The sequence below is a fragment of the Pseudoponticoccus marisrubri genome (genome assembly GCF_001482405.1).
In the GTDB taxonomy this organism is placed as follows: domain Bacteria; phylum Pseudomonadota; class Alphaproteobacteria; order Rhodobacterales; family Rhodobacteraceae; genus Pseudoponticoccus; species Pseudoponticoccus marisrubri.
In genome coordinates this window covers 46,615-65,081 of record NZ_LPXO01000011.1, presented here as the reverse complement: position 1 = coordinate 65,081, position 18,467 = coordinate 46,615, and the positions used below count along the sequence as shown (strand labels likewise).

Annotated in this window: 18 protein-coding genes; 6 read left to right on the top strand and 12 right to left on the bottom strand. The window is 69.3% G+C overall.

The features are described 5' to 3' along the window. Nucleotides 1–48 precede the first annotated feature (48 nt). The 6 genes from AVJ23_RS16215 to AVJ23_RS16190 all read right to left on the bottom strand — a co-directional run bounded on the left by AVJ23_RS16215 (nt 49) and on the right by AVJ23_RS16190 (nt 6,199). Nucleotides 49–1,488: an SPOR domain-containing protein gene (locus AVJ23_RS16215; RefSeq protein WP_099045526.1), complete on the bottom strand. Its 1,440-nt coding sequence runs from the start codon at nt 1,486–1,488 to the stop codon at nt 49–51. A gap of 185 nt (nt 1,489–1,673) precedes the next feature. Then, entirely contained in the window at nt 1,674–2,306 is a 633-nt protein-coding gene (gene upp, locus AVJ23_RS16210; RefSeq protein ID WP_058863259.1) for a uracil phosphoribosyltransferase, read from the bottom strand. Then, nucleotides 2,303–3,307 (bottom strand): adenosine deaminase, encoded by a 1,005-nt coding sequence (locus tag AVJ23_RS16205; protein WP_058863258.1) that lies wholly within the window; start codon nt 3,305–3,307, stop codon nt 2,303–2,305. The genes upp and AVJ23_RS16205 overlap by 4 nt, the downstream gene beginning before the upstream one ends. Before the next feature lie 14 nt (nt 3,308–3,321). Further along, on the bottom strand, nt 3,322–4,518 hold the full coding sequence (locus tag AVJ23_RS16200; RefSeq protein ID WP_058863257.1) for a phosphopentomutase: 1,197 nt from the start codon (nt 4,516–4,518) through the stop codon (nt 3,322–3,324). After that, the gene (locus AVJ23_RS16195; RefSeq protein ID WP_058863256.1) at nt 4,515–5,810 is read right to left on the bottom strand and encodes a thymidine phosphorylase; all 1,296 of its coding nucleotides are present in this window, start codon (nt 5,808–5,810) and stop codon (nt 4,515–4,517) included. Before AVJ23_RS16195 ends, AVJ23_RS16200 begins: the two co-directional genes overlap by 4 nt. After that, nucleotides 5,807–6,199: a cytidine deaminase gene (locus tag AVJ23_RS16190; protein WP_058863255.1), complete on the bottom strand. Its 393-nt coding sequence runs from the start codon at nt 6,197–6,199 to the stop codon at nt 5,807–5,809. The genes AVJ23_RS16195 and AVJ23_RS16190 overlap by 4 nt, the downstream gene beginning before the upstream one ends. A gap of 104 nt (nt 6,200–6,303) precedes the next feature. On the opposite strand from AVJ23_RS16190, the gene AVJ23_RS16185 reads away from it, so the two are divergent. Together AVJ23_RS16185 and AVJ23_RS16180 are read left to right on the top strand one after the other, a co-directional pair. Continuing rightward, nucleotides 6,304–6,495, top strand: coding sequence for a DUF3072 domain-containing protein (locus AVJ23_RS16185; RefSeq protein WP_058863254.1), 192 nt, complete (start codon nt 6,304–6,306; stop codon nt 6,493–6,495). A 204-nt stretch (nt 6,496–6,699) separates the two neighbouring features. After that, complete coding sequence (locus AVJ23_RS16180) at nt 6,700–8,979, top strand: NADP-dependent malic enzyme (RefSeq protein WP_058863253.1); 2,280 nt, start codon at nt 6,700–6,702, stop codon at nt 8,977–8,979. A 24-nt stretch (nt 8,980–9,003) separates the two neighbouring features. Here AVJ23_RS16180 and AVJ23_RS16175 read toward each other — a convergent pair whose 3' ends face one another. Continuing rightward, nucleotides 9,004–9,888: a hypothetical protein gene (locus AVJ23_RS16175; RefSeq protein ID WP_058863252.1), complete on the bottom strand. Its 885-nt coding sequence runs from the start codon at nt 9,886–9,888 to the stop codon at nt 9,004–9,006. A 344-nt stretch (nt 9,889–10,232) separates the two neighbouring features. On the opposite strand from AVJ23_RS16175, the gene prpE reads away from it, so the two are divergent. Both prpE and AVJ23_RS16165 read left to right on the top strand, forming a co-directional pair. Then, complete coding sequence (gene prpE / locus AVJ23_RS16170; protein WP_058863251.1) at nt 10,233–12,125, top strand: propionate-CoA ligase PrpE; 1,893 nt, start codon at nt 10,233–10,235, stop codon at nt 12,123–12,125. Nucleotides 12,126–12,195: 70 nt separating this feature from the next. Continuing rightward, nucleotides 12,196–12,726 (top strand): CIA30 family protein, encoded by a 531-nt coding sequence (locus tag AVJ23_RS16165; RefSeq protein ID WP_058863250.1) that lies wholly within the window; start codon nt 12,196–12,198, stop codon nt 12,724–12,726. An 8-nt stretch (nt 12,727–12,734) separates the two neighbouring features. On the opposite strand, the gene AVJ23_RS16160 is transcribed toward AVJ23_RS16165, so the two are convergent. Next, the gene (locus AVJ23_RS16160; RefSeq protein WP_058863249.1) at nt 12,735–13,496 is read right to left on the bottom strand and encodes an NAD kinase; all 762 of its coding nucleotides are present in this window, start codon (nt 13,494–13,496) and stop codon (nt 12,735–12,737) included. A gap of 160 nt (nt 13,497–13,656) precedes the next feature. Here AVJ23_RS16160 and glyA point away from each other — a divergent pair, with 160 nt between their 5' ends. Next, complete coding sequence (glyA, locus tag AVJ23_RS16155; protein WP_058863248.1) at nt 13,657–14,952, top strand: serine hydroxymethyltransferase; 1,296 nt, start codon at nt 13,657–13,659, stop codon at nt 14,950–14,952. A 377-nt stretch (nt 14,953–15,329) separates the two neighbouring features. On the opposite strand, the gene AVJ23_RS16150 is transcribed toward glyA, so the two are convergent. The 3 genes from AVJ23_RS16150 to AVJ23_RS16140 all read right to left on the bottom strand — a co-directional run bounded on the left by AVJ23_RS16150 (nt 15,330) and on the right by AVJ23_RS16140 (nt 17,024). After that, nucleotides 15,330–15,608, bottom strand: coding sequence for a hypothetical protein (locus tag AVJ23_RS16150; protein WP_058863247.1), 279 nt, complete (start codon nt 15,606–15,608; stop codon nt 15,330–15,332). Between the two features lie 49 nt (nt 15,609–15,657). Then, nucleotides 15,658–16,335 carry a PspA/IM30 family protein gene (locus AVJ23_RS16145; RefSeq protein ID WP_058863246.1) on the bottom strand — a complete coding sequence of 226 codons (678 nt, stop codon included), beginning with the start codon at nt 16,333–16,335 and terminating at the stop codon, nt 15,658–15,660. Nucleotides 16,336–16,418: 83 nt separating this feature from the next. Next, nucleotides 16,419–17,024 carry a TetR/AcrR family transcriptional regulator gene (locus AVJ23_RS16140; RefSeq protein ID WP_058863245.1) on the bottom strand — a complete coding sequence of 202 codons (606 nt, stop codon included), beginning with the start codon at nt 17,022–17,024 and terminating at the stop codon, nt 16,419–16,421. Nucleotides 17,025–17,130: 106 nt separating this feature from the next. Between AVJ23_RS16140 and AVJ23_RS16135 the strand changes: the two genes are divergently transcribed. Beyond that, nucleotides 17,131–17,541: a (R)-mandelonitrile lyase gene (locus AVJ23_RS16135; protein ID WP_058863244.1), complete on the top strand. Its 411-nt coding sequence runs from the start codon at nt 17,131–17,133 to the stop codon at nt 17,539–17,541. A 4-nt stretch (nt 17,542–17,545) separates the two neighbouring features. Here AVJ23_RS16135 and AVJ23_RS16130 read toward each other — a convergent pair whose 3' ends face one another. After that, complete coding sequence (locus tag AVJ23_RS16130) at nt 17,546–18,448, bottom strand: EamA family transporter (protein WP_058863243.1); 903 nt, start codon at nt 18,446–18,448, stop codon at nt 17,546–17,548. Nucleotides 18,449–18,467: the final 19 nt, after the last annotated feature.

Genomic DNA, 18,467 nt, shown 5'->3' with positions numbered 1-18,467 from the left:
CCCCACGATCGTGGCACGGGCCCGTTCACGCATCCTGACGGCGTCCGCTCAGCGGATATAGGCCTGCACGTAGCCGGCCCCGCGCACCGCGCTCAGCGCGCCGTTCAGCGCCGCGGCCGAGGCGAAGGGGCCGACGCGCAGCCGCTGCACCGTCTGGCCGTTGCGCGTCGTGGTGGCGGCCTTGACCGTCAGGCCATGCGCCGAGAGCCGCGAGACGGCGGCATTGGCCTTGGCGCCGGTGGTGAAGACGCCGATCTCGACCCAGCGGCCGGTGGCGACCGGCTTGGGCGTGGCGCGGGTCGAGACAACGGGCGCGCGATAGGCGTTACCCTGCGACGAGACCACGGGCTGCAGGTCGTTGTGCGGATGCTCCACGCGGTAGGCGATGACCGGGTCCTTCACCTCGTGCCGGCGGGCCTGCACGACCAGCTGGCGCGGCACCGTGTTGGTCCAGACCTGCTGGGTGTCGTAATAGCCGCCCACGGTCTGCACGCCGCGATGCCGGTTCAGGCGGCCGTCATCCCAAGCCGGGCGATAGCCCTCTGGGACATAGGCGTGCTGGGTGTCGCGCTGCTCGTAGACATGGCGCGGCACGATGCGGGTGCCGTCCTGCAGCTGCAGCGAGCTGTCCTGCCAGCCCTGGTTGCGATAGACCTTCTTGCCCGGGCTCGGTGCCTCGCCCCGGCGGATCACCGTGACATGCGGCGCGGTCTGCGGGCCGCATTTCTGGCGCACCGTCGTGCCGTTCATCGTGCGGGTGTAATAGCCGTTCCGGCAGGTGCTGTAGGTGATCGGGCCGACACGGCGCGCGCCAGTGGTGGCGGCCGGCGCGACGGCCTGCACCTTGGGCTTGACCGTGTGTGCGGGCACGCGGCGCACCACGCTGGGCGGCGCGGCATGGGCCGGCTTGGAAGCCGGAGCGCGCACCACGCGCCGGGCCGGGGCGGCCTGTGGCGCGGGGGCGGTGCGCCGCACCGTCACGACCTGCGGCGTCGTGCGCCGAACCGGCGCGGTCTGCCGGACCGGTGCGGTCTGCAGGACCTGCGGGGCCGGCTTGGGCGCCGCCTGTCGGGCCGGGGTCGTCTGCCGCACTTGCGGAGCGGGTTTCGGCGCGACCCGGGCGGTCGTGGTGGTGGTGCGCGGTGCCGGCTTGGGCGCCGGGGCGGCCTGCTGTGCGCGCGGCTCTTGCCGCGGCGCCGGCTCGGGTGCCGGCGTGGCCGCCGCGGTGCGCGAGGAACCGAAGGTCGGCGTCTGGCCGCACAGGTGTTCGCGGCTGCGCGTCACGCGCGGCACCCATGTCACGGCGCCGTCAAAGCCCGCGCGCACGTAGATGCAGCCGCGATTGTCGACAAACTGTTTCCCGGTAAAGCTCTGGGGCGGGAAATTGGCCGGGACCTCCCGGATGTTGCCCTGAGCGAGGACCGGATCCGGCAGAGACGCGAATCCGGCAGCAGCGATGGCGAAAATCGCCAGTGTTTTCAATGTCATGTCTGCCCCCACAGATGTAGGAGGAACAATGCCCCATCAACTGTGACCTGTAAAGCCTTGAAATCCTTAAGAGGCTGCGGATCTCCACAGGCACGATCCGGAAACGGTCATCCCGAATCGGGGCATTTGTTTCTGATCGGGGAAGCGGCGCCCCAGATTTCGGGGCCGAGGCGCCACCAGACACATCATTTCGTTCCGAACATCCGGTCGCCCGCATCACCCAGACCGGGCACGATATAGCCCTTCTCGTTCAGCCGCTCGTCCAGCGAGGCGGTCACAACGGGCACGTCGGGATGGGTCTCCTTCATGCGGGCCACGCCCTCCGGGGCGGCCAGCAGGCACAGGAAGCGGATGTCGCGCGCGCCCTGTTCCTTGACGAGATCCAGCGCCGCGGCCGAGGAGTTGCCGGTGGCCAGCATCGGGTCCACCACGATGGTCAGCCGGTCTTCGAGCCCGAAGGGCAGCTTGCAGTAATACTGCACGGGCTTCAGCGTCTCCTCGTCGCGGTAGAGCCCGACAAAACCCACCCGGGCCGAGGGGATCAGTTCGAGGATGCCGTCCATCAGCCCGTTGCCCGCGCGCAGGATCGAGATCAGCGCCAGTTTCTTGCCCTCGATCACCGGCGCATCCATCGGGCAGAGCGGCGTGTCGATCCGCTCGGTCGTCATCGGCAGGGAGCGGGTGACCTCGTAGGCCAGCAGCAGGCTGATCTCGCGCAGCAGGCGGCGGAAATCGCTGGTCGAGGTATCGGCCCGGCGCATGTGGCTCAGCTTGTGCTGCACCAGCGGGTGGTCGACGATGGTCAAGTGATCGCTCATGACGGCTCCAGTCGCTTCTTCACCGCCGCGCGCGTGGCCGCGTCGCAGAACGCGGCATCCATGGCGGTGTTGTTGATCTCGGCAAACACCTCTTCGTCCCATCCGAAGCGCTGTGCAAGACCCGTGTACTCGCGCCGCATCGTGGTGTGGAAGAAGGGCGGGTCGTCGGTCGAGACCGTGACCTTGACGCCGGCGCGCCGCAAACGGTCGATCGGGTGGTCGGCCAGCGCGGGATAGACCCCCAGCACCACGTTCGAGCCCGGGCAGACCTCGAGCGTCACGCCGCGTTCGGCCAGCATCTCGACCGTGGCCGGATCCTCGATTGCACGCACCCCGTGGCCGATGCGGGTAACGCGCAGATCCTCGACCGCCTCGCGCACCTCCGACGGGCCGCGCCATTCGCCGGCATGGCTGGTCAGCTGCAGCCCGGCCTCGCGCGCCATGTCGAAACTGTAGGCGAAGTCGCGCTGCCGGCCGCGGTTCTCGTCGCCCGCCATGCCGAAGCCCACCAGCCAGTCATCCGCCGTCTCGGCGGCGCAGAGCGCGGCGGCCCGCGCCTTGTCGGGGCCGAAATGACGGATGCAGGTGACGATACCGCGCAGGGTGACGCCCAGATCGCGCTCGGCCGCCTCGGCCGCCTCGCGGATCGCGTGCAGGTAGTCGCGCCATGCCGAGACATCGCCACCGCCGCAGAAATCGGGGCTGAGGAAGGTCTCGGAATAGACCACGCCGTTGGCGGCGCTTTCCTCGAGCACGGCGCGGCAGAGCCGGGCGAAATCCTCGGGCGTCTTCAGCACGCCGGTGGCGGCCTCGTAGACCGACAGGAAATGCGTGAAATCGCGATAGGCGTAGGAGCCGTCTTCGTTGAAGATCCGGCTGAGATCCACCTGCTTTTCCGCGGCAAGCCCGCGGATGAAGGCGGGCGGCGCGGCGCCCTCGAAATGCAGGTGAAGCTCGGTCTTGGGCAGGCCGGCAATGCGGGCAAGCTGCTCTTCGTCCATGGTCTGGCCTTGATCTAGAGGAAGGAACGCCCGGGGCCCTGCCCCGGCACGCCCAGATGCGCCGCGACGCTGGCGGCCACGTCGGTGAAGGCCAATTGGCCCAGCGGCCCGGCCCCCTGCCCCGCCACCAGCACCGGCACGCGTTCGCGCGTGTGGTCGGTGCCGGTCCAGGTCGGGTCATTGCCGTGATCGGCGGTCAGGATCATCAGGTCGCCGTCGCGCAGCCGTGGCAGCAGCTGCCCGATCCCGGCATCGAACCATTCGAGGTGACGCGCATAGCCCGCCACGTTACGCCGGTGGCCGTAGAGGCTGTCGAACTCGACGAAATTGGCGAAGGTCAGGCTGCCCTCCTCGGCGCTGTCCACCGCGTCCGAGAGGTGCTGCATCAAATCGGCATCCGCGCCCTTCCTGACGTCGTCGATCCCGGTCATCGAGAAGATGTCGCCGATCTTGCCGATGGCGTGCACGGGTTGGCCGGCCTCCTGCACCCAGTTGGTCAGCACCGGCTGCGGCGGCAGGATGGCATAGTCGCGCCGGTTGGTGGTGCGGGTGTAGTCGCCATCCTCGCCCAGGAAGGGGCGCGCGATCACCCGGCCGACCTTGCGCTCGTGCAACATCGGCGCGATGCCCTTGCACAGGTCGTAAAGCCGGTCGAGGCCGAAATGCTGCTCATGCGCGGCGATCTGGAAGACGCTGTCGGCCGAGGTATAGCAGATCGGCCGCCCGGTGCGGACATGGTCGTCGCCGAACCGCTCGACCATCACGGTGCCCGAGCCGTGGCAATCGCCCAGGATCCCGTCCACGCCGGCGATCTCGCAGACGCGACGGGTGATCTCGGGCGGGAAGGCGGGCACGGTGTCGGGGAAATAGGTCCAGTCCCAGGGCACCGGCAGGCCGGCCAGCTCCCAATGACCCGAGGGCGTGTCCTTGCCGCGCGAGACCTCGGTCGCCGCGCCCCAGCGCCCCTCGGGCGCAGCCCCGTCCGGGCCCGCGACACCGCTGGCCAGTTCCAGCGCGTGGAACAGGCCCAGCCGGCCCAGAACCGGCAGCTGCAGCGGCCCCCGGCCCGCCGTGCCGTCGGCGCAGGCCGACAGGATGTGGCCCAGCGTGTTGGCGCCGGTATCGGGCGTGCCGTCGTTGAAATACTGGTCGGCATCCGGCGCGCCGCCGATCCCGACCGAATCCATCACCACGAGAAAGGCGCGTGTCATGCCACCCGCCCCCGTACCAGCTCGCGCGGCGCGGGCGCGGCATCGCCCAGCGTGATCGCGGCGGTAACCGCGCGGGACGCGGCCTCGGCCTGCTCGGCGCGGGCGGCATGGACCCGGGCCAGCGGCTGGCCGGTGGCTACCCGGTCGCCCAGCCGCACCACCGCGTCCAGCCCGACGGCGGGGTCGACCTCGTCCTCCTCGACCCGGCGCCCGCCGCCCAGGTCGACCACGGACAGGCCCAGCGCCTCGCCGTCGATCGCGGTGACCACGCCGTCGGCCGGGGCGGGCACCTCGCGGATCACCGGCGACTCGGGCAGGAAGCGGCGCCAGTCCTCGACGAAGGCCAGCGGCCCGCCCAGCTCGTAGACCATGCGGCCGAAACGCTCGGCCGCGGCGCCGCTCTCCAGGGCCTCTGTCAGGCGGCGGGCACCGTCGTCGATGCCCACGGTCTCCAGCAGCTCGGCCCCCAGCGCCACGGTCAGCTCGAAAAGCGGGCCGCGCGTCGCGCCGGTCAGCACCTGCATCGAGGCATCGACCTCCAGCGCGTTGCCCAGCGCCGGGGCCAGCGGCTGGTCCATGTCGGTGATCAGCGCCGTGGTCGGGCAGCCGGCGGCATTGGCCGTGGCGACCAGCGCCTGCGCCAGCGCACGCGATTCCTCTTCGGTTTTCATGAAGGCGCCCGAGCCGGTCTTGACGTCCAGCACCAGCGCCTGAAGCCCGGCGGCCAGCTTCTTGGACAGGATCGAGGCGGTGATCAGGTCGAGGCTTTCGACCGTGCCGGTCACGTCGCGGATCGCATAGAGCCGCTTGTCCGCCGGCGCGATGTCGGCGCTGGCGCCGACGATGGCACAGCCCACGTCGGACACGATCTGGCGCAGCCGGGCCTCGTCGGGGGCGACCTTGTAGCCGGGGATCGATTCCAGCTTGTCCAGCGTGCCGCCGGTATGGCCCAGCCCGCGCCCCGAGATCATCGGCACGTAGACGCCGCAGGCGGCCAGCGCGGGCGCCAGCACGAGGCTGACGCAATCGCCCAGCCCCCCGGTGGAATGCTTGTCCACCACCGGCGCGTCGAGATCCCAGTCCAGCACCTTGCCGGAATCGCGCATCGCCAGCGTCAACGCCACACGTCCCGGATCCGACAGGCCGCGCAGGCAGATGCCCATGGCAAAGGCCGCGCCCTGCGCGGCACTGACCGAGCCGTCGGCCAGCCCCTCGGCGAACCAGCCCAGCTCGGCGGCCGAGGGTTCCTCGCCACGGCGCAGCGCGGCGATCACGCGGCGCGCATCGGTCATGTGTTCTCCATGTGGGTGGTGGCGAAGGCGCCGGGCAGCAGCGCGCCGACGGTGGTCTGCAGCTCCTGCCCGTCCAGCGTGGCGAGCGTGACCGGCGCGCCGTTGCGGGCGAACTCGAACAGTTTCTGCCGGCAGCCGCCGCAGGGCGGCACGGGATGCGGGCTGTCGGCGATGACGTAGATCTCGGCGATCTCGGTCTCGCCGGCGGCGATCATGGCGGCGATGGCGCCGGCCTCGGCGCAGGTGCCCTCGGGATAGGCCACGTTCTCGACATTGCAGCCCACATGCACCGCGCCCGAGGGCGTGCGCAGGGCGGCGCCCACCTTGAAGCGCGAATAGGGGGCATAGGCGTTTTCGCGCACCGCGCGGGCTGCCTCGCTCAGCGACATGGGACCTCCCTGGCAAATCGGACCCTCATGTTGCGAAGCACGGACAGCGATTGCAAGCGGAACCCACGGGCAGGCCGTGCGTTGGCAACGTAAAGGAGGACGCCATGAGTACGACACAGACCTACCTGATCGATGCTGCGGCCGACCTGCCGCCCGACCCGCGCGAGCCCATGTCCGAGGTGCAGGCCGCCCGCCTACGCGAGTTGACCGACAAGCTCGACGAGCCGTTCGACATGGCCCTGACCAAGCGCCAGGCGGCCCGCAGGATCGCCGCGCTGGAAGAGATGGCCGCCTGACGGCCCTCTCGGCACTGCCTTTTTCCCTCTGAACTTCGCGCCCCCGGTGATCCACCGCGGGGCGTTTTTTTCGGCGCGGGCGCGGGCGGGGGCTGGCCCGGGGCCTTTGGGGCGATTATCACTCGGGCACGAGATCCGCCGGGCGGCCCCTGCCGGCCGGCCGCCGCATCCGGCCATGACCACCCCGAGGAGGAGCCGCGTCCCATGTCGGAATCCAGCAACGAAACGCTGCGTCAGGCGGCGCTGTTCTACCACGAGACCCCCAAGCCGGGGAAACTGGAGGTGCGCGCCACCAAGCCGCTGGCCAATGGTCGCGACCTCAGCCGCGCCTATTCGCCCGGCGTGGCCGAGGCCTGCCTCGAGATCAAGGCCGACGCGGCCAACGCGGCACGCTACACCACGCGCGGCAACCTCGTGGCGGTGGTCTCGAACGGCACGGCGGTGCTGGGGCTGGGCAATATCGGCGCGCTGGCCTCCAAGCCGGTGATGGAAGGCAAGGCCGTCCTGTTCAAGAAATTCGCCAATATCGACTGTTTCGACATCGAGGTGGACCAACCCGATCCCGAGAAACTGGCCGAGATCGTCTGCGCGCTTGAGCCGACCTTCGGGGCGGTCAACCTCGAGGACATCAAGGCGCCCGACTGTTTCATCGTCGAGAAGATCTGCCGCGAGCGCATGAACATCCCCGTCTTCCATGACGACCAGCACGGCACGGCCATCGTGGTGGGGGCCGCCGCGACCAACGCGCTGCACGTTGCGGGCAAGGCCTGGGGCGACATCAAGGTGGTCTCGACCGGCGGCGGCGCGGCGGGCATCGCCTGCCTGAACATGCTGGTCAAGCTGGGCGTCAAGCGCGAGAACATCTGGCTCTGCGACATCCACGGGCTGGTGCACGAGGGGCGTGAGACCGACATGAACCCGCAGAAGGCCGCCTTTGCGCAGGCCTCCGACCTGCGCACGCTGGATGACGTGATCGAGGGGGCGGACCTGTTCCTGGGCCTGTCCGGGCCGGGCGTGCTCAAGCCCGAGCAGGTGGCGCGCATGGGGCGCCGGCCGATCATCTTCGCGCTGGCCAATCCCACGCCCGAGATCATGCCCGATGCCGCGCGCGAGGTCGCGCCCGAGGCGATCATCGCCACCGGGCGCAGCGACTTCCCGAACCAGGTCAACAACGTGCTGTGCTTTCCGTTCATCTTCCGCGGTGCGCTGGACGTGGGCGCGACCGAGATCAACGACGCCATGCAGATCGCCTGTGTCGAGGGGATCGCGGCGCTGGCCCGCGCCACCACCAGCGCCGAGGCCGCGGCCGCCTATCGCGGCGAGCAGCTGACCTTCGGTGCCGATTACCTGATCCCCAAACCCTTCGACCCGCGCCTGTCGGGCATCGTCTCGACCGCGGTGGCGGGGGCGGCGATGGAGTCGGGCGTGGCGACGCGCCCGCTGGCCGACCTCAAGGCCTACAAGCAGCATCTGGATGCCAGCGTCTACAAGTCGGCGCTGCTGATGCGGCCGGTCTTCGAGGCGGCGGCCACGGCGGCGCGGCGCATCGTCTTTGCCGAGGGCGAGGACGAGCGCGTGCTGCGCGCCGCGCAGGCGATCCTGGAAGAGACGACCGAGACGCCGATCCTGATCGGCCGCCCCGAGGTGATCGAGACCCGCTGCGAGCGCATGGGGCTGGAAATCCGGCCCGAGCGCGATTTCAACATCGTCAACCCCGAGAACGATCCGCGCTACCGCGACTACTGGGAGACCTATCACCAGATCATGGCGCGGCGCGGCGTCACGCCCGACCTGGCCCGCGCCATCATGCGCACCAACACCACCGCCATCGGCGCCATCATGGTGCATCGCGGCGAGGCCGACAGCCTGATCTGCGGCACGTTCGGCGAATATCGCTGGCACCTGAACTATGTCCGGCAGGTGCTTGGCACGCCGCGCCATCATCCGCATGGCGCGCTGTCGCTGATGATCCTCGAGGACGGGCCGCTCTTCATCGCCGACACCCATGTGCGGCTGCTGCCCAGCCCCGCCGAGGTGGCCGAGACCGCCATTGGCGCGGCGCGCCACGTGCGCCGCTTCGGAATCGAGCCCAACATCGCCTTCTGCTCGCAATCGCAGTTCGGCAACCAGGACGAAGGCTCGGGCCGCCGGCTGCGCGAGGCGATGGAGATCCTCGACGCGCAGGAGCGCGATTTCTGCTATGAGGGCGAGATGAACGTGGACGCCGCGCTGGACGAGGAGCTGCGCGCGCGGCTCTTCCCCGCCAACCGCATGAAGGGCGCGGCCAACGTGCTGATCTTCGGCCATGCCGATGCCGCCTCGGCCACGCGCAACATTCTCAAGATGAAGGCCGGCGGGCTGGAAGTGGGGCCGATCCTGATGGGCATGGGCAACCGCGCCCATATCGTCAGCCCCGCGATCACCGCGCGCGGCCTGCTGAACATGGCCGCCATCGCCGGCACGCCGGTCGAGAAATACAGCTGATCCGGGCGCATCGGGGCGGAGGCGTCAGAACGCCTCCAGCCCCTCCGCGGTCACGCCGTAGCGCGTGATGCAGCCGGCCTCGTCCCGCCCGCAGCCGGCGCCGGGGCGGCGCATCTCGAGCACGCCGGGCTCGACCGGGGTGATCGTGTCGACGTAATCCTCGAACACGCGCAGGTAGCGGCCGTCATCCCGTGCCAGCCAGACCGAGTGCAGGCAGCCCCCTGCCCCGCACAGCAACTCGGGCGTGGTGCTGCAGGCGGCCAGACCATGCGCGATGACGAAATCGGGGCCGTTGGCGCCGTCCAGCTCGACTTCGCGGGCAAAGCCCTCCTGCACGGTCAGCATCCCGTCCAGCGCGGCGCAGGCCTCGGCGATCTGGCCCAGCACGACGGTTTCGGGATCCTCCAGCGTGCGCGCCTCGCGCTCGGCCGCCTCGAAATCGGGCATCGGGCACGCGGCCTCGACCGCCTCGATCGCCTTGCGCGACCCGATCAGCCCCACGCGGAAGCTCTGGAAGGGCGCATCGGCGCCGGCCCACAGGCGCAGCTCGGCGCGCAGCCCGCGCTTGAGCCAGTCGATCCCGCCCAGATGCGTCTCGCGCAGCGGGGCGCGGAACGTCCCCGGCCCGGTGGCGCGGAAGTCCAGCGTGCCGGCATCGCGGCTGCCCACGAAGACCAGCGCCTCGGCCGAGGGCGCGGCCACGAGCTCGGCCACCGTCTCGGTGGTCAGCCCCCAGGCCAGCGGCGCCCCGTCCGCGCAGGACAGCTCCAGGCAGAGGCTCTGGCCGCCGCGCGCCGGGTCGCTGCAGCCGCGCGCCACGGCGCCGGTCTCGGTATTCTCGAAGCTCCATTGCGCCGCGGCCGCCCCCGCCCAAAGCGTGACGATCGCCGCGATCCATGCTGCGCGCATACTGCCCATCCTCGGCTGCCCGTGTTTTCCCGGCATTACGGCGCAAGCCACGGGCAAGATCAAGGTGGCGCCGCGCATGTCGGCCCCGCCCGCCGCCATGGTCACCCGATCGTGACAGGGCGCGAGTCGCCCCGCGGGTCACGGACCAACAAGCCGAGTTTGCAAACCCGGACGGATTTTCAGACGCACGGGCAAAAAACAAGGAGATTTGCAAAAATTTGCAGGGCCGGTCCGCAAATATTGCGCAAAGCGCTGCGATAATATGTCCGATGCGTCGCTAACATGCTTGCCCGGGCGCGCAGCCGCACCCTAAGCCCGATGCAAGGGACCAAGAGGAGGGAAGCATGGGCTACCAAGACGTATATGACAGCTGGACATCCGACCCGGAGGGGTTCTGGATGGAGCAGGCGCAGGCCATCGACTGGGACCAGCCCCCCTCCAAGGCGCTGTTCGACCGCGGCGACCACCTGTACGAATGGTTCGCCGACGGCATGGTCAACACCTGCTGGAACGCGGTGGACCGCCATGTCGAGGCCGGGCGCGGCGAACAGACCGCGATCATCTATGACAGCCCGATCACCCATACCAAGCGCTGGATCACCTATGTGGAACTGCGCAACCGCGTTGCCACGCTGGCCGGGGCGCTGCGCGCCAAAGGCGTGGAAAAAGGCGACCGCGTGGTGATCTACATGCCGATGATCCCCGAGGCGCTGGAGGCGATGCTGGCCGCCGCGCGGCTGGGCGCGATCCACTCGGTGGTGTTCGGCGGCTTTGCCAGCCACGAGCTGGCCGTGCGCATCGACGATGCCAAGCCCAAGGCGATCATCGCCGCCTCCTGCGGGATGGAGCCGGGCCGCGTGGTCCATTACAAGCCGCTGCTGGACGGCGCGATCGAGGCCGCCGCCCACAAGCCGGATTTCTGCGTCATCTTCCAGCGCGAGCAGGAAGTGGCCGAGCTGACCCCGGGGCGCGACGTGAACTGGCACGGCTTCCAATACGGGGTCGAGCCCGCCGACTGCGTGCCGGTCGAGGGCAACCACCCGGCCTACATCCTCTATACCTCGGGCACGACGGGCCAGCCCAAGGGCGTGCTGCGCCCCACCGGCGGGCATCTCGTGGCGCTGAACTGGTCGATGAAGAACCTCTACAATGTCGATCCCGGCGACGTGTTCTGGGCGGCCTCGGACGTGGGCTGGGTCGTGGGGCACAGCTATATCTGCTACGCGCCGCTGATCCACGGCAACACCACCATCGTCTTCGAGGGCAAGCCCGTGGGCACGCCCGATGCCGGCACGTTCTGGCGGGTGATCTCGGAGCACAAGGTGCGCAGCTTCTTCACCGCGCCGACCGCCTTCCGCGCCGTGCGGCGCGAGGATCCCAACGGCGATTTCATCGGCAAGTACGACCTGTCCTGCCTGCGCGCGGTCTACCTGGCCGGCGAGCGGGCCGATCCGGACACGATCCAGTGGGCGCAGGACAAGCTGAACGTGCCGGTGATCGACCATTGGTGGCAGACCGAGACCGGCTGGTGCATTGCCGGCAACCCGCTGGGCATCGAGGAGCTGCCGACCAAGCTGGGCAGCCCGGCCAAGCCGATGCCGGGCTATGACATCCGCATCCTCGACGAGGCGGGGCACGAGGTGCCGGCCGGCACGCTGGGCGCCATCGCCATCAAGCTGCCCCTGCCCCCGGGCACCCTGCCCGGCCTGTGGAATGCCGAGGCGCGCTTCCGCAAATCCTATCTCGAACACTTCCCCGGCTATTACGAGACCGGCGATGCCGGCATGATCGACGAGGACGGCTATGTCTACATCATGGCGCGCACCGATGACGTGATCAACGTGGCCGGGCACCGCCTGTCCACCGGCGGCATGGAAGAGGTGCTGGCCAGCCACCCGGACGTGGCTGAATGCGCCGTGATCGGGGTGAGCGACCAGCTCAAGGGCCAGCTGCCGCTGGGCTTCCTCTGCCTGTCCTCGGGGGTGAACCGCCCGCACGAGGAAATCGTCAAGGAATGCGTCAAGCTGGTGCGCGAGCAGATCGGCCCGGTCGCCGCGTTCAAGCTGGCCTGCGTGGTGGACCGCCTGCCCAAGACCCGCTCGGGCAAGATCCTGCGCGCCACCATGGTCAAGATCGCCGACAGCGAGGAGTTCAAGACGCCTGCCACGATCGACGACCCGGCCATCCTCGACGAGATCCGCACGGCCCTGCAGGGGCTGGGCTACGCCAAGGCCTGACCGCGCGGGCGGCGTCCCTCGCGGGCGCCGCCTCCCTTTCCCGGGGCGTGGCTCGGGCTATCTTCCCGTCATGAAACTGCGCACCCTGATCCTCGCCGCCTGTCTGGCCACGCCGCTCCATGCTCAGGACATGACACTCGCCGATCTTTCCGACCCGCAGCGCGCGGGCGACTGGCGCTTTTTCACCGATCAGGTGATGGGCGGGGTCTCGACCGGGCAGGCGCGGATCGAGAACGGCGCGCTGACCCTGACCGGCACCGTCTCGACCGAGAACAATGGCGGCTTCATCCAGGCGCGGCTGGACGGGATCAGCCTGCCCGAGGGCGCGTCCCGGTTGGTGGCGCGCGTGCGTGGGGATGGGCAGACCTATTACCTGCACCTGCGCACGCGGGCGACCATGTTGCCCTGGCAATACTACCAGGCCGCCTTCACCGCGCCCGAGGACTGGGGCAATGTCGAGATCCCGCTCTCGGCGTTCAAGCCCTCGGGCCGGATGCTGCCGGGCACGCCTGCGGCCGGATCGGTCCGGTCGGTGGCGCTGGTGGCCTATGGCCGCGACCACGAGGCACAGGTCAGCCTGTCGGAGATCCGCGCCGAGTGAGCGGCGCCTCAGACGAACTGTTCGCGGATCAGCCGTTCCTCCAGCCCGTGACCGGGATCGAACAGCACGCGATGCGCAATGCGCGGCTCGGAGCGGATATGCACGGCGACCACGTCGCGCACCGAGTTGCTGTCCGCCTCGGCCATGACCGGGCGTTTCTCGGGTTCCAGCGCCTCGAAGGTGACATCGGCAGCCTTGGGCAGCAGCGCGCCGCGCCAGCGCCGCGGGCGGAAGGCCGCCACCGCGGTCAGCGCCAGCACATCGGCCCCGATCGGCAGGATCGGCCCGTGCGCCGAGTAGTTGTAGGCGGTCGACCCCGCGGGCGTCGCCAGCAGCGCCCCGTCGCAGACCAGCTCGGGCATCCGCACCTTGCCGTCGACCACGATGCGCAGCCGCGCGGCCTGTGGCCCGGTGCGCAGCAGCGAGACCTCGTTGATCGCCAGCGCGTGATGCTCGCTGCCATCGGCGCGCACGGCACGCATGGCCAGCGGGTTGATCACCGCCTCTTCGGCCGATTGCAGCCGCTCGACCAGCCCGTGCTCGGAATATTCGTTCATCAGGAAGCCCACGGTGCCGCGGTTCATGCCGTAGACCGGCGCGGGGTTGTCCTGCGTGCGGTGCAGCGTCTGCAGCATGAACCCGTCGCCGCCCAGCGCGACGATCACGTCGGCCCCCTGTTCGGCATGGTCGCCGTAGCGGCGCGACAGGCCTTGCAGCGCCGCCTGCGCGATGGGCGCGCGCGACGCGCAGAAAGCGATCCTGAGTGACATGGGTTTCCTGTTGTCGTCCTTTGGCTCCGAAACAAGCACATGTCCCCCGCGCTGACCAGAGAAGACGCAAGCCGGGACCGGTGCGTCGCTTTACATTCTTTGTCACGCCCCACCTTTCCGGTAGGAGAGACCAGATTTCCGAATCCCAGAGGAGCAGGCCATGAACGCCCCCCACCGTGACACCGGGTTCTTCACCGAAACCCTCGCCGATCGTGACCCCGAGCTGTTTGCCGCCATCGAGGGCGAACTGGGCCGGCAGCGCGACGAGATCGAGCTGATCGCCTCGGAGAACATCGTCAGCCGCGCCGTGATGGAGGCGCAGGGCTCGGTCATGACCAACAAATATGCCGAGGGCTATCCCGGCCGGCGCTATTATGGCGGCTGCGACTGGGTGGACGTGGCCGAGAACCTGGCCATCGCGCGCGCGACCGAGCTGTTCGGATGCGGCTATGCCAATGTCCAGCCCAACTCGGGCAGCCAGGCCAACCAGGGCGTCTTCACCGCGCTGCTGCAGCCGGGCGACACGATCCTCGGGATGAGCCTCGATGCCGGCGGCCACCTGACCCATGGCGCGCGGCCCAACCAGTCGGGCAAGTGGTTCAACGCGATCCAGTACGGCGTGCGCCAGCAGGACAACCTGCTGGATTACGACCAGGTGCAGGCGCTGGCGACCGAGCACAAGCCCAAGCTGATCATTGCCGGCGGCTCGGCCATCCCGCGCCAGATCGACTTTGCCAAGATGCGCGAGATCGCCGACAGCGTGGGCGCCTGGCTGCATGTGGACATGGCGCATTTCGCGGGGCTGGTGGCGGCGGGCGAGCATCCCAGCCCCTTCCCGCATGCCCATGTGGCGACGACGACCACGCACAAGACCCTGCGCGGCCCGCGCGGCGGCATGATCCTGACCGATGACGAGGCGCTGGCCAAGAAGTTCAACTCGGCCATCTTCCCCGGCATCCAGGGTGGGCCGCTGATGCACGTGATCGCCGCCAAGGCCGTGGCTTTCGGCGAGGCGCTGCGCCCCGAGTTCAAGACCTACCAGCAGAACGTGATCCGCAACGCGCAGGCGCTGTCGGACCAGCTGATCAAGGGCGGGCTGGACACGGTCACCCATGGCACCGACACCCATGTCGTGCTGGTCGACCTGCGCCCCAAGGGCGTCAAGGGCAATGCCACCGAGAAGGCGCTGGGCCGCGCGCATATCACCTGCAACAAGAACGGCGTGCCCTTCGATCCCGAAAAGCCCACGATCACGTCGGGCATCCGGCTGGGCAGCCCGGCCGGCACGACGCGCGGCTTCATGGAGGGCGAGTTCCGCCAGATCGCCGACTGGATCGTCGAGGTGGTCGACGGGCTGGCCGCCAATGGCGAGGACGGCAATGCCGAGGTCGAGGCCAAGGTCCGCGCCGAGGTCGAGGCCCTGTGCCAGCGCTTCCCGATCTACGGCGCGCTCTGAAGCACGTGGCAACAGACAACCGGCGGGCCGCGCAACAGCATGCGGTTGGCCGGTCATGACAAGGGCCCGGGGCGCGAAGACCGCTCCGGGCCCTTTTTTTCGTGTCGGGCGCGAGGGCGGAGACGCGCATCGCCGGGCCGCGGTGCGGCGATCCTGACCTCGGAATCCCTCGATTTATTCCGTCAGATCCGCAGAAGCTCGAAGCTGCGCGCAAACCCGACCAGATCGCCGTGCCGTGGGGGCGGCCCGGCGATGCGCGGCGGCCTTCGGCCTTGATTCCGCGCCGGGTTCCACAACGGGCGGTCGGGAAGACACCCGACCAAAGGAAAACCCGCCGGTGATCCTCACCGGCGGGTCGCGCGTCTCGCAGGACAGGCTCAGCTTTCCTCGCGCAGCGCCTCTTCCAGCAGCTTCTCGTTGCGCGCTTCCTCGATGCGGCGCAGCCGGTCGGCGGAATTGCGGAAGTCGAAGCGGTACTTGACCACGTTGATCAGGCTGAGCGTCAACAGCAGGATGCCCATCAGCCAGAACCCCTTGGTGGCCAGCGGCACCTCGGTCGAGAGCCAGAGCGAGATGCCGAGCATGGCATAGGCGATGGCGATGCCCGCGCCGTTGAGGAAGAGGATGAGGCCGTTTTCGTTGTGCTCGTTGAACATGGGATGTCTCCTTGGATGTCTTGTGGGTCAGTGGAAGAAAAAGAAAAGGTCAGTCTTTGGTCTTGAGCCGGCTCAGCACGTCGGCGGCGGTGCTGCGCGAGGCCGGGCCGAAGCCCTCGGCGGCCATGCGGTCGGCCATGTCGCTGCGGTCGAGGCCGGTATCGATCTCCTTCAGGATCTGGCTCTGCTCGAACGGGTCGTCGCGGCTCAGCACCCGGCCGATCAGCGCCTCGGCCTCCTCGAAGGCGGTGTCGCGCGGCACATGCGCGCCCAACCGCTTCTGGATCTCTGCCTCCTTCTTCGCCGCCCGCGCCGCCACCGCCCCCTGCTTGAGGTCGATCAGCCGGCGGTTGGCGGTCTCGACCGACTGGCGCAGCTGCAGGATGCGGGTTTCCAGCCGCTGCACCGTGCCGCGACGCAGGGTCAGCTCGTTCTCCATCTGCGCGATGGCCTCGGCCGCCTCGGTCGCCAGATCCTCGCGCCCGGCCTCCAGCGCCTCTTTCGCGCGGGACATCAGGTCGGCCACGCGGGCCTCGAGCGCGGTGACCTGGCGGGTCTCGGCGCGCTCGCGCTGGATCAGGCCGGCCAGCGCGTATTTGGCCGATTTCAGGCTGGCCTCGGCCTCGCGGATCTTCTGGTCGATCAGCTCGATGCAGAAATGGTCCCGCACCTGCTCCTCGGCCCGGGCATTGGCGCCGGCGATCAGGGTCTTGAGGGTTCCGAACATGTCGCTCTCCGTTTCTGAACATTGTTCATGAGAAAGACATAGCGATTCCCTGAACGCTGTTCAAGAAAAAACGTGAACGATGTTCAGGAAACGCTGCGGTTCCCGATCTGGGACAATACCTGCGCAATCATCTGCTCGATCTGGTCCACCGGCACGCCCGAGATGCGCCGCTCCAGCCCCAGGAGCACGATCCCGTGCACCGAGGAGAACAGCGCCCGCGTCATCAGGTCCAGCTCGCGCGCGGGCAGGTCGGGGAACAGCTCGGCCAGCGGTTCGGCGATGTAGGAGAAGAGATTGCCCAACGCGTCGAGATACCAGTGCGGCACCGGCCCGTCGGCCGACATCTCGACATCGAAGAGCGCGCGCCACAGCGTGGGCTGGTCGGCGGCGAAATGCAGGTAGGCCTGCGCCATGGTGGTCAGCCGCGCATTGGGCGACTGCCCCTCGGCCCCGTCCACGGCACGGGCCATGGTCGCGCCCAGCCGCCGGAAGGTGCGGCCGTTGACCTCGAGCACCAGCGCGTTCAGGTCATCGAAATGGGTATAGATCGCACCCACGGCACAGCCTGCCTGCTTCGCCAGATCCCGCGCCCGCAACGAGGCCAGCCCCTCTGCCGCGATCTGCGCCTCGGCCAGGTCCACCAGCTTTTCCCGCAGCGCCGCCTTGCGCGCGGCCACCTTCCCCGCCATCTTCGCCCCCTGTTCATGAACGCCGTTCAGAGCTAGCAGCGCGCGGCCCCTTTCACAAGCGCCGATCCCCGCTAGGATGGGCGCGCATGACACGGGAGCGCAGACGATGAACCTCTATCCTGCCGGCAGCCGGCCCTCGACCCGGCCGAACCCGGACTATTTCACCGGCACTGTCCGGATGGACCCGATCGCCGCGGCCGAGCCGCCCTCGCAGGTCAACGCACTGCTGGTCACCTTCGAGCCCGGCGCGCGCACCGCGTGGCACACCCACCCGCTGGGGCAGGTGCTGCACATCCTGTCGGGGCTCTGCCTTGCGCAGGTCGAGGGCGGCCCGGTGATGGAGCTGCGCCCCGGCGACACGATCCGCTTTGCCCCGGGCGAGAAGCACTGGCACGGTGCGGCGCCCGAAGTGGCCATGCAGCATCTTGCCCTGCAGGAAGACGTGGACGGGCGCGCGGCCGACTGGATGGAGAAGGTCACCGACGCCCAGTATAACGGCCCGCGCGGGACGCCCTGACGTCTCAGAGCACCAGCACGAGCACCACGATCGAGGCGGTCAGGCAGGCGATCCCGGCCAGTTCGCGGCGGGTCACGGTCTCGCGGAAGAACAGAACCGAGGCGGCGAGCGAAAAGATCAGCTCGACTTGGCCCAGCGCGTAGACATAGGCCGCGGTCTGCAGGGTGAAGGCGGTGAACCATCCCAGCGTGCCGCCCATGGAGCTGAGCCCCAGCCAGATGGCGCGGCGCCGCGCTGCCCAGACCGCCGCCAGCTGGCCCGGCTCGCGCCAGTGCAGCCAGGCCGCCATGCCCAGCGCCTGCAGCGCGGTCACGCAGACCAGCGTAATCGCGGCGCGCAGGATGGGATCCTCGGCCCCCACCTGCAGCGTCGCGGCGCGGTAGCCCACGCCCGAGATCGCGAAGAAGAAGCCCGAGCCCAGCCCCAGCACCACGGCCCGGCTGCGCATCCGCTGCCACAGCGCCTCGGTCAGGCCCGGCGTCTCGGAAAGCAGCAGCACGCCCACCAGCCCGATGCCTATGGCCAGCCAGCCCCCGGGTGACACCGCCTCGCCCAGCACCACGAAGCCCAAGAGCGCGGTCTGGATGACCTCGGTTTTCTTGAAGGTGATGCCGACGGCAAAGTTGCGCTCGCGGAAGGTCAGCACGACCAGCACGGTGGCCAGGATCTGGCCCATCCCGCCCAGCACGGCCCAGCCCAAAAAGCCCGGGCCCAGCGGCGGCAGGGTGTGCCCGGTCGCGTACAGGTAGCCCCCCAGCGCCAGCAGCGCGAAGGGGCTGGCATAGGCGAAGCGGGCAAAGGTGCTGCCCGTCGCGCTCAGCCCGCTGCCGGCGAGGATCTTGTGCAGCATGAACCGCACGGTCTGGAACAGCGCGGCGATGAGGGAGGCGATAACCCAGAGTTCCATCCGCCCGCTATGGCCCCCC

What these genes read in the sequence shown, in the direction of transcription:
- AVJ23_RS16215 (WP_099045526.1), bottom strand. Translation starts at nt 1,488, where the DNA reads ATGACATTGAAAACACTGGCGATTTTCGCCATCGCTGCTGCCGGATTC.
- upp (WP_058863259.1), bottom strand. Translation starts at nt 2,306, where the DNA reads ATGAGCGATCACTTGACCATCGTCGACCACCCGCTGGTGCAGCACAAG.
- AVJ23_RS16205 (WP_058863258.1), bottom strand. Translation starts at nt 3,307, where the DNA reads ATGGACGAAGAGCAGCTTGCCCGCATTGCCGGCCTGCCCAAGACCGAG.
- AVJ23_RS16200 (WP_058863257.1), bottom strand. Translation starts at nt 4,518, where the DNA reads ATGACACGCGCCTTTCTCGTGGTGATGGATTCGGTCGGGATCGGCGGC.
- AVJ23_RS16195 (WP_058863256.1), bottom strand. Translation starts at nt 5,810, where the DNA reads ATGACCGATGCGCGCCGCGTGATCGCCGCGCTGCGCCGTGGCGAGGAA.
- AVJ23_RS16190 (WP_058863255.1), bottom strand. Translation starts at nt 6,199, where the DNA reads ATGTCGCTGAGCGAGGCAGCCCGCGCGGTGCGCGAAAACGCCTATGCC.
- AVJ23_RS16185 (WP_058863254.1), top strand. Translation starts at nt 6,304, where the DNA reads ATGAGTACGACACAGACCTACCTGATCGATGCTGCGGCCGACCTGCCG.
- AVJ23_RS16180 (WP_058863253.1), top strand. Translation starts at nt 6,700, where the DNA reads ATGTCGGAATCCAGCAACGAAACGCTGCGTCAGGCGGCGCTGTTCTAC.
- AVJ23_RS16175 (WP_058863252.1), bottom strand. Translation starts at nt 9,888, where the DNA reads ATGCGCGCAGCATGGATCGCGGCGATCGTCACGCTTTGGGCGGGGGCG.
- prpE (WP_058863251.1), top strand. Translation starts at nt 10,233, where the DNA reads ATGGGCTACCAAGACGTATATGACAGCTGGACATCCGACCCGGAGGGG.
- AVJ23_RS16165 (WP_058863250.1), top strand. Translation starts at nt 12,196, where the DNA reads ATGAAACTGCGCACCCTGATCCTCGCCGCCTGTCTGGCCACGCCGCTC.
- AVJ23_RS16160 (WP_058863249.1), bottom strand. Translation starts at nt 13,496, where the DNA reads ATGTCACTCAGGATCGCTTTCTGCGCGTCGCGCGCGCCCATCGCGCAG.
- glyA (WP_058863248.1), top strand. Translation starts at nt 13,657, where the DNA reads ATGAACGCCCCCCACCGTGACACCGGGTTCTTCACCGAAACCCTCGCC.
- AVJ23_RS16150 (WP_058863247.1), bottom strand. Translation starts at nt 15,608, where the DNA reads ATGTTCAACGAGCACAACGAAAACGGCCTCATCCTCTTCCTCAACGGC.
- AVJ23_RS16145 (WP_058863246.1), bottom strand. Translation starts at nt 16,335, where the DNA reads ATGTTCGGAACCCTCAAGACCCTGATCGCCGGCGCCAATGCCCGGGCC.
- AVJ23_RS16140 (WP_058863245.1), bottom strand. Translation starts at nt 17,024, where the DNA reads ATGGCGGGGAAGGTGGCCGCGCGCAAGGCGGCGCTGCGGGAAAAGCTG.
- AVJ23_RS16135 (WP_058863244.1), top strand. Translation starts at nt 17,131, where the DNA reads ATGAACCTCTATCCTGCCGGCAGCCGGCCCTCGACCCGGCCGAACCCG.
- AVJ23_RS16130 (WP_058863243.1), bottom strand. Translation starts at nt 18,448, where the DNA reads ATGGAACTCTGGGTTATCGCCTCCCTCATCGCCGCGCTGTTCCAGACC.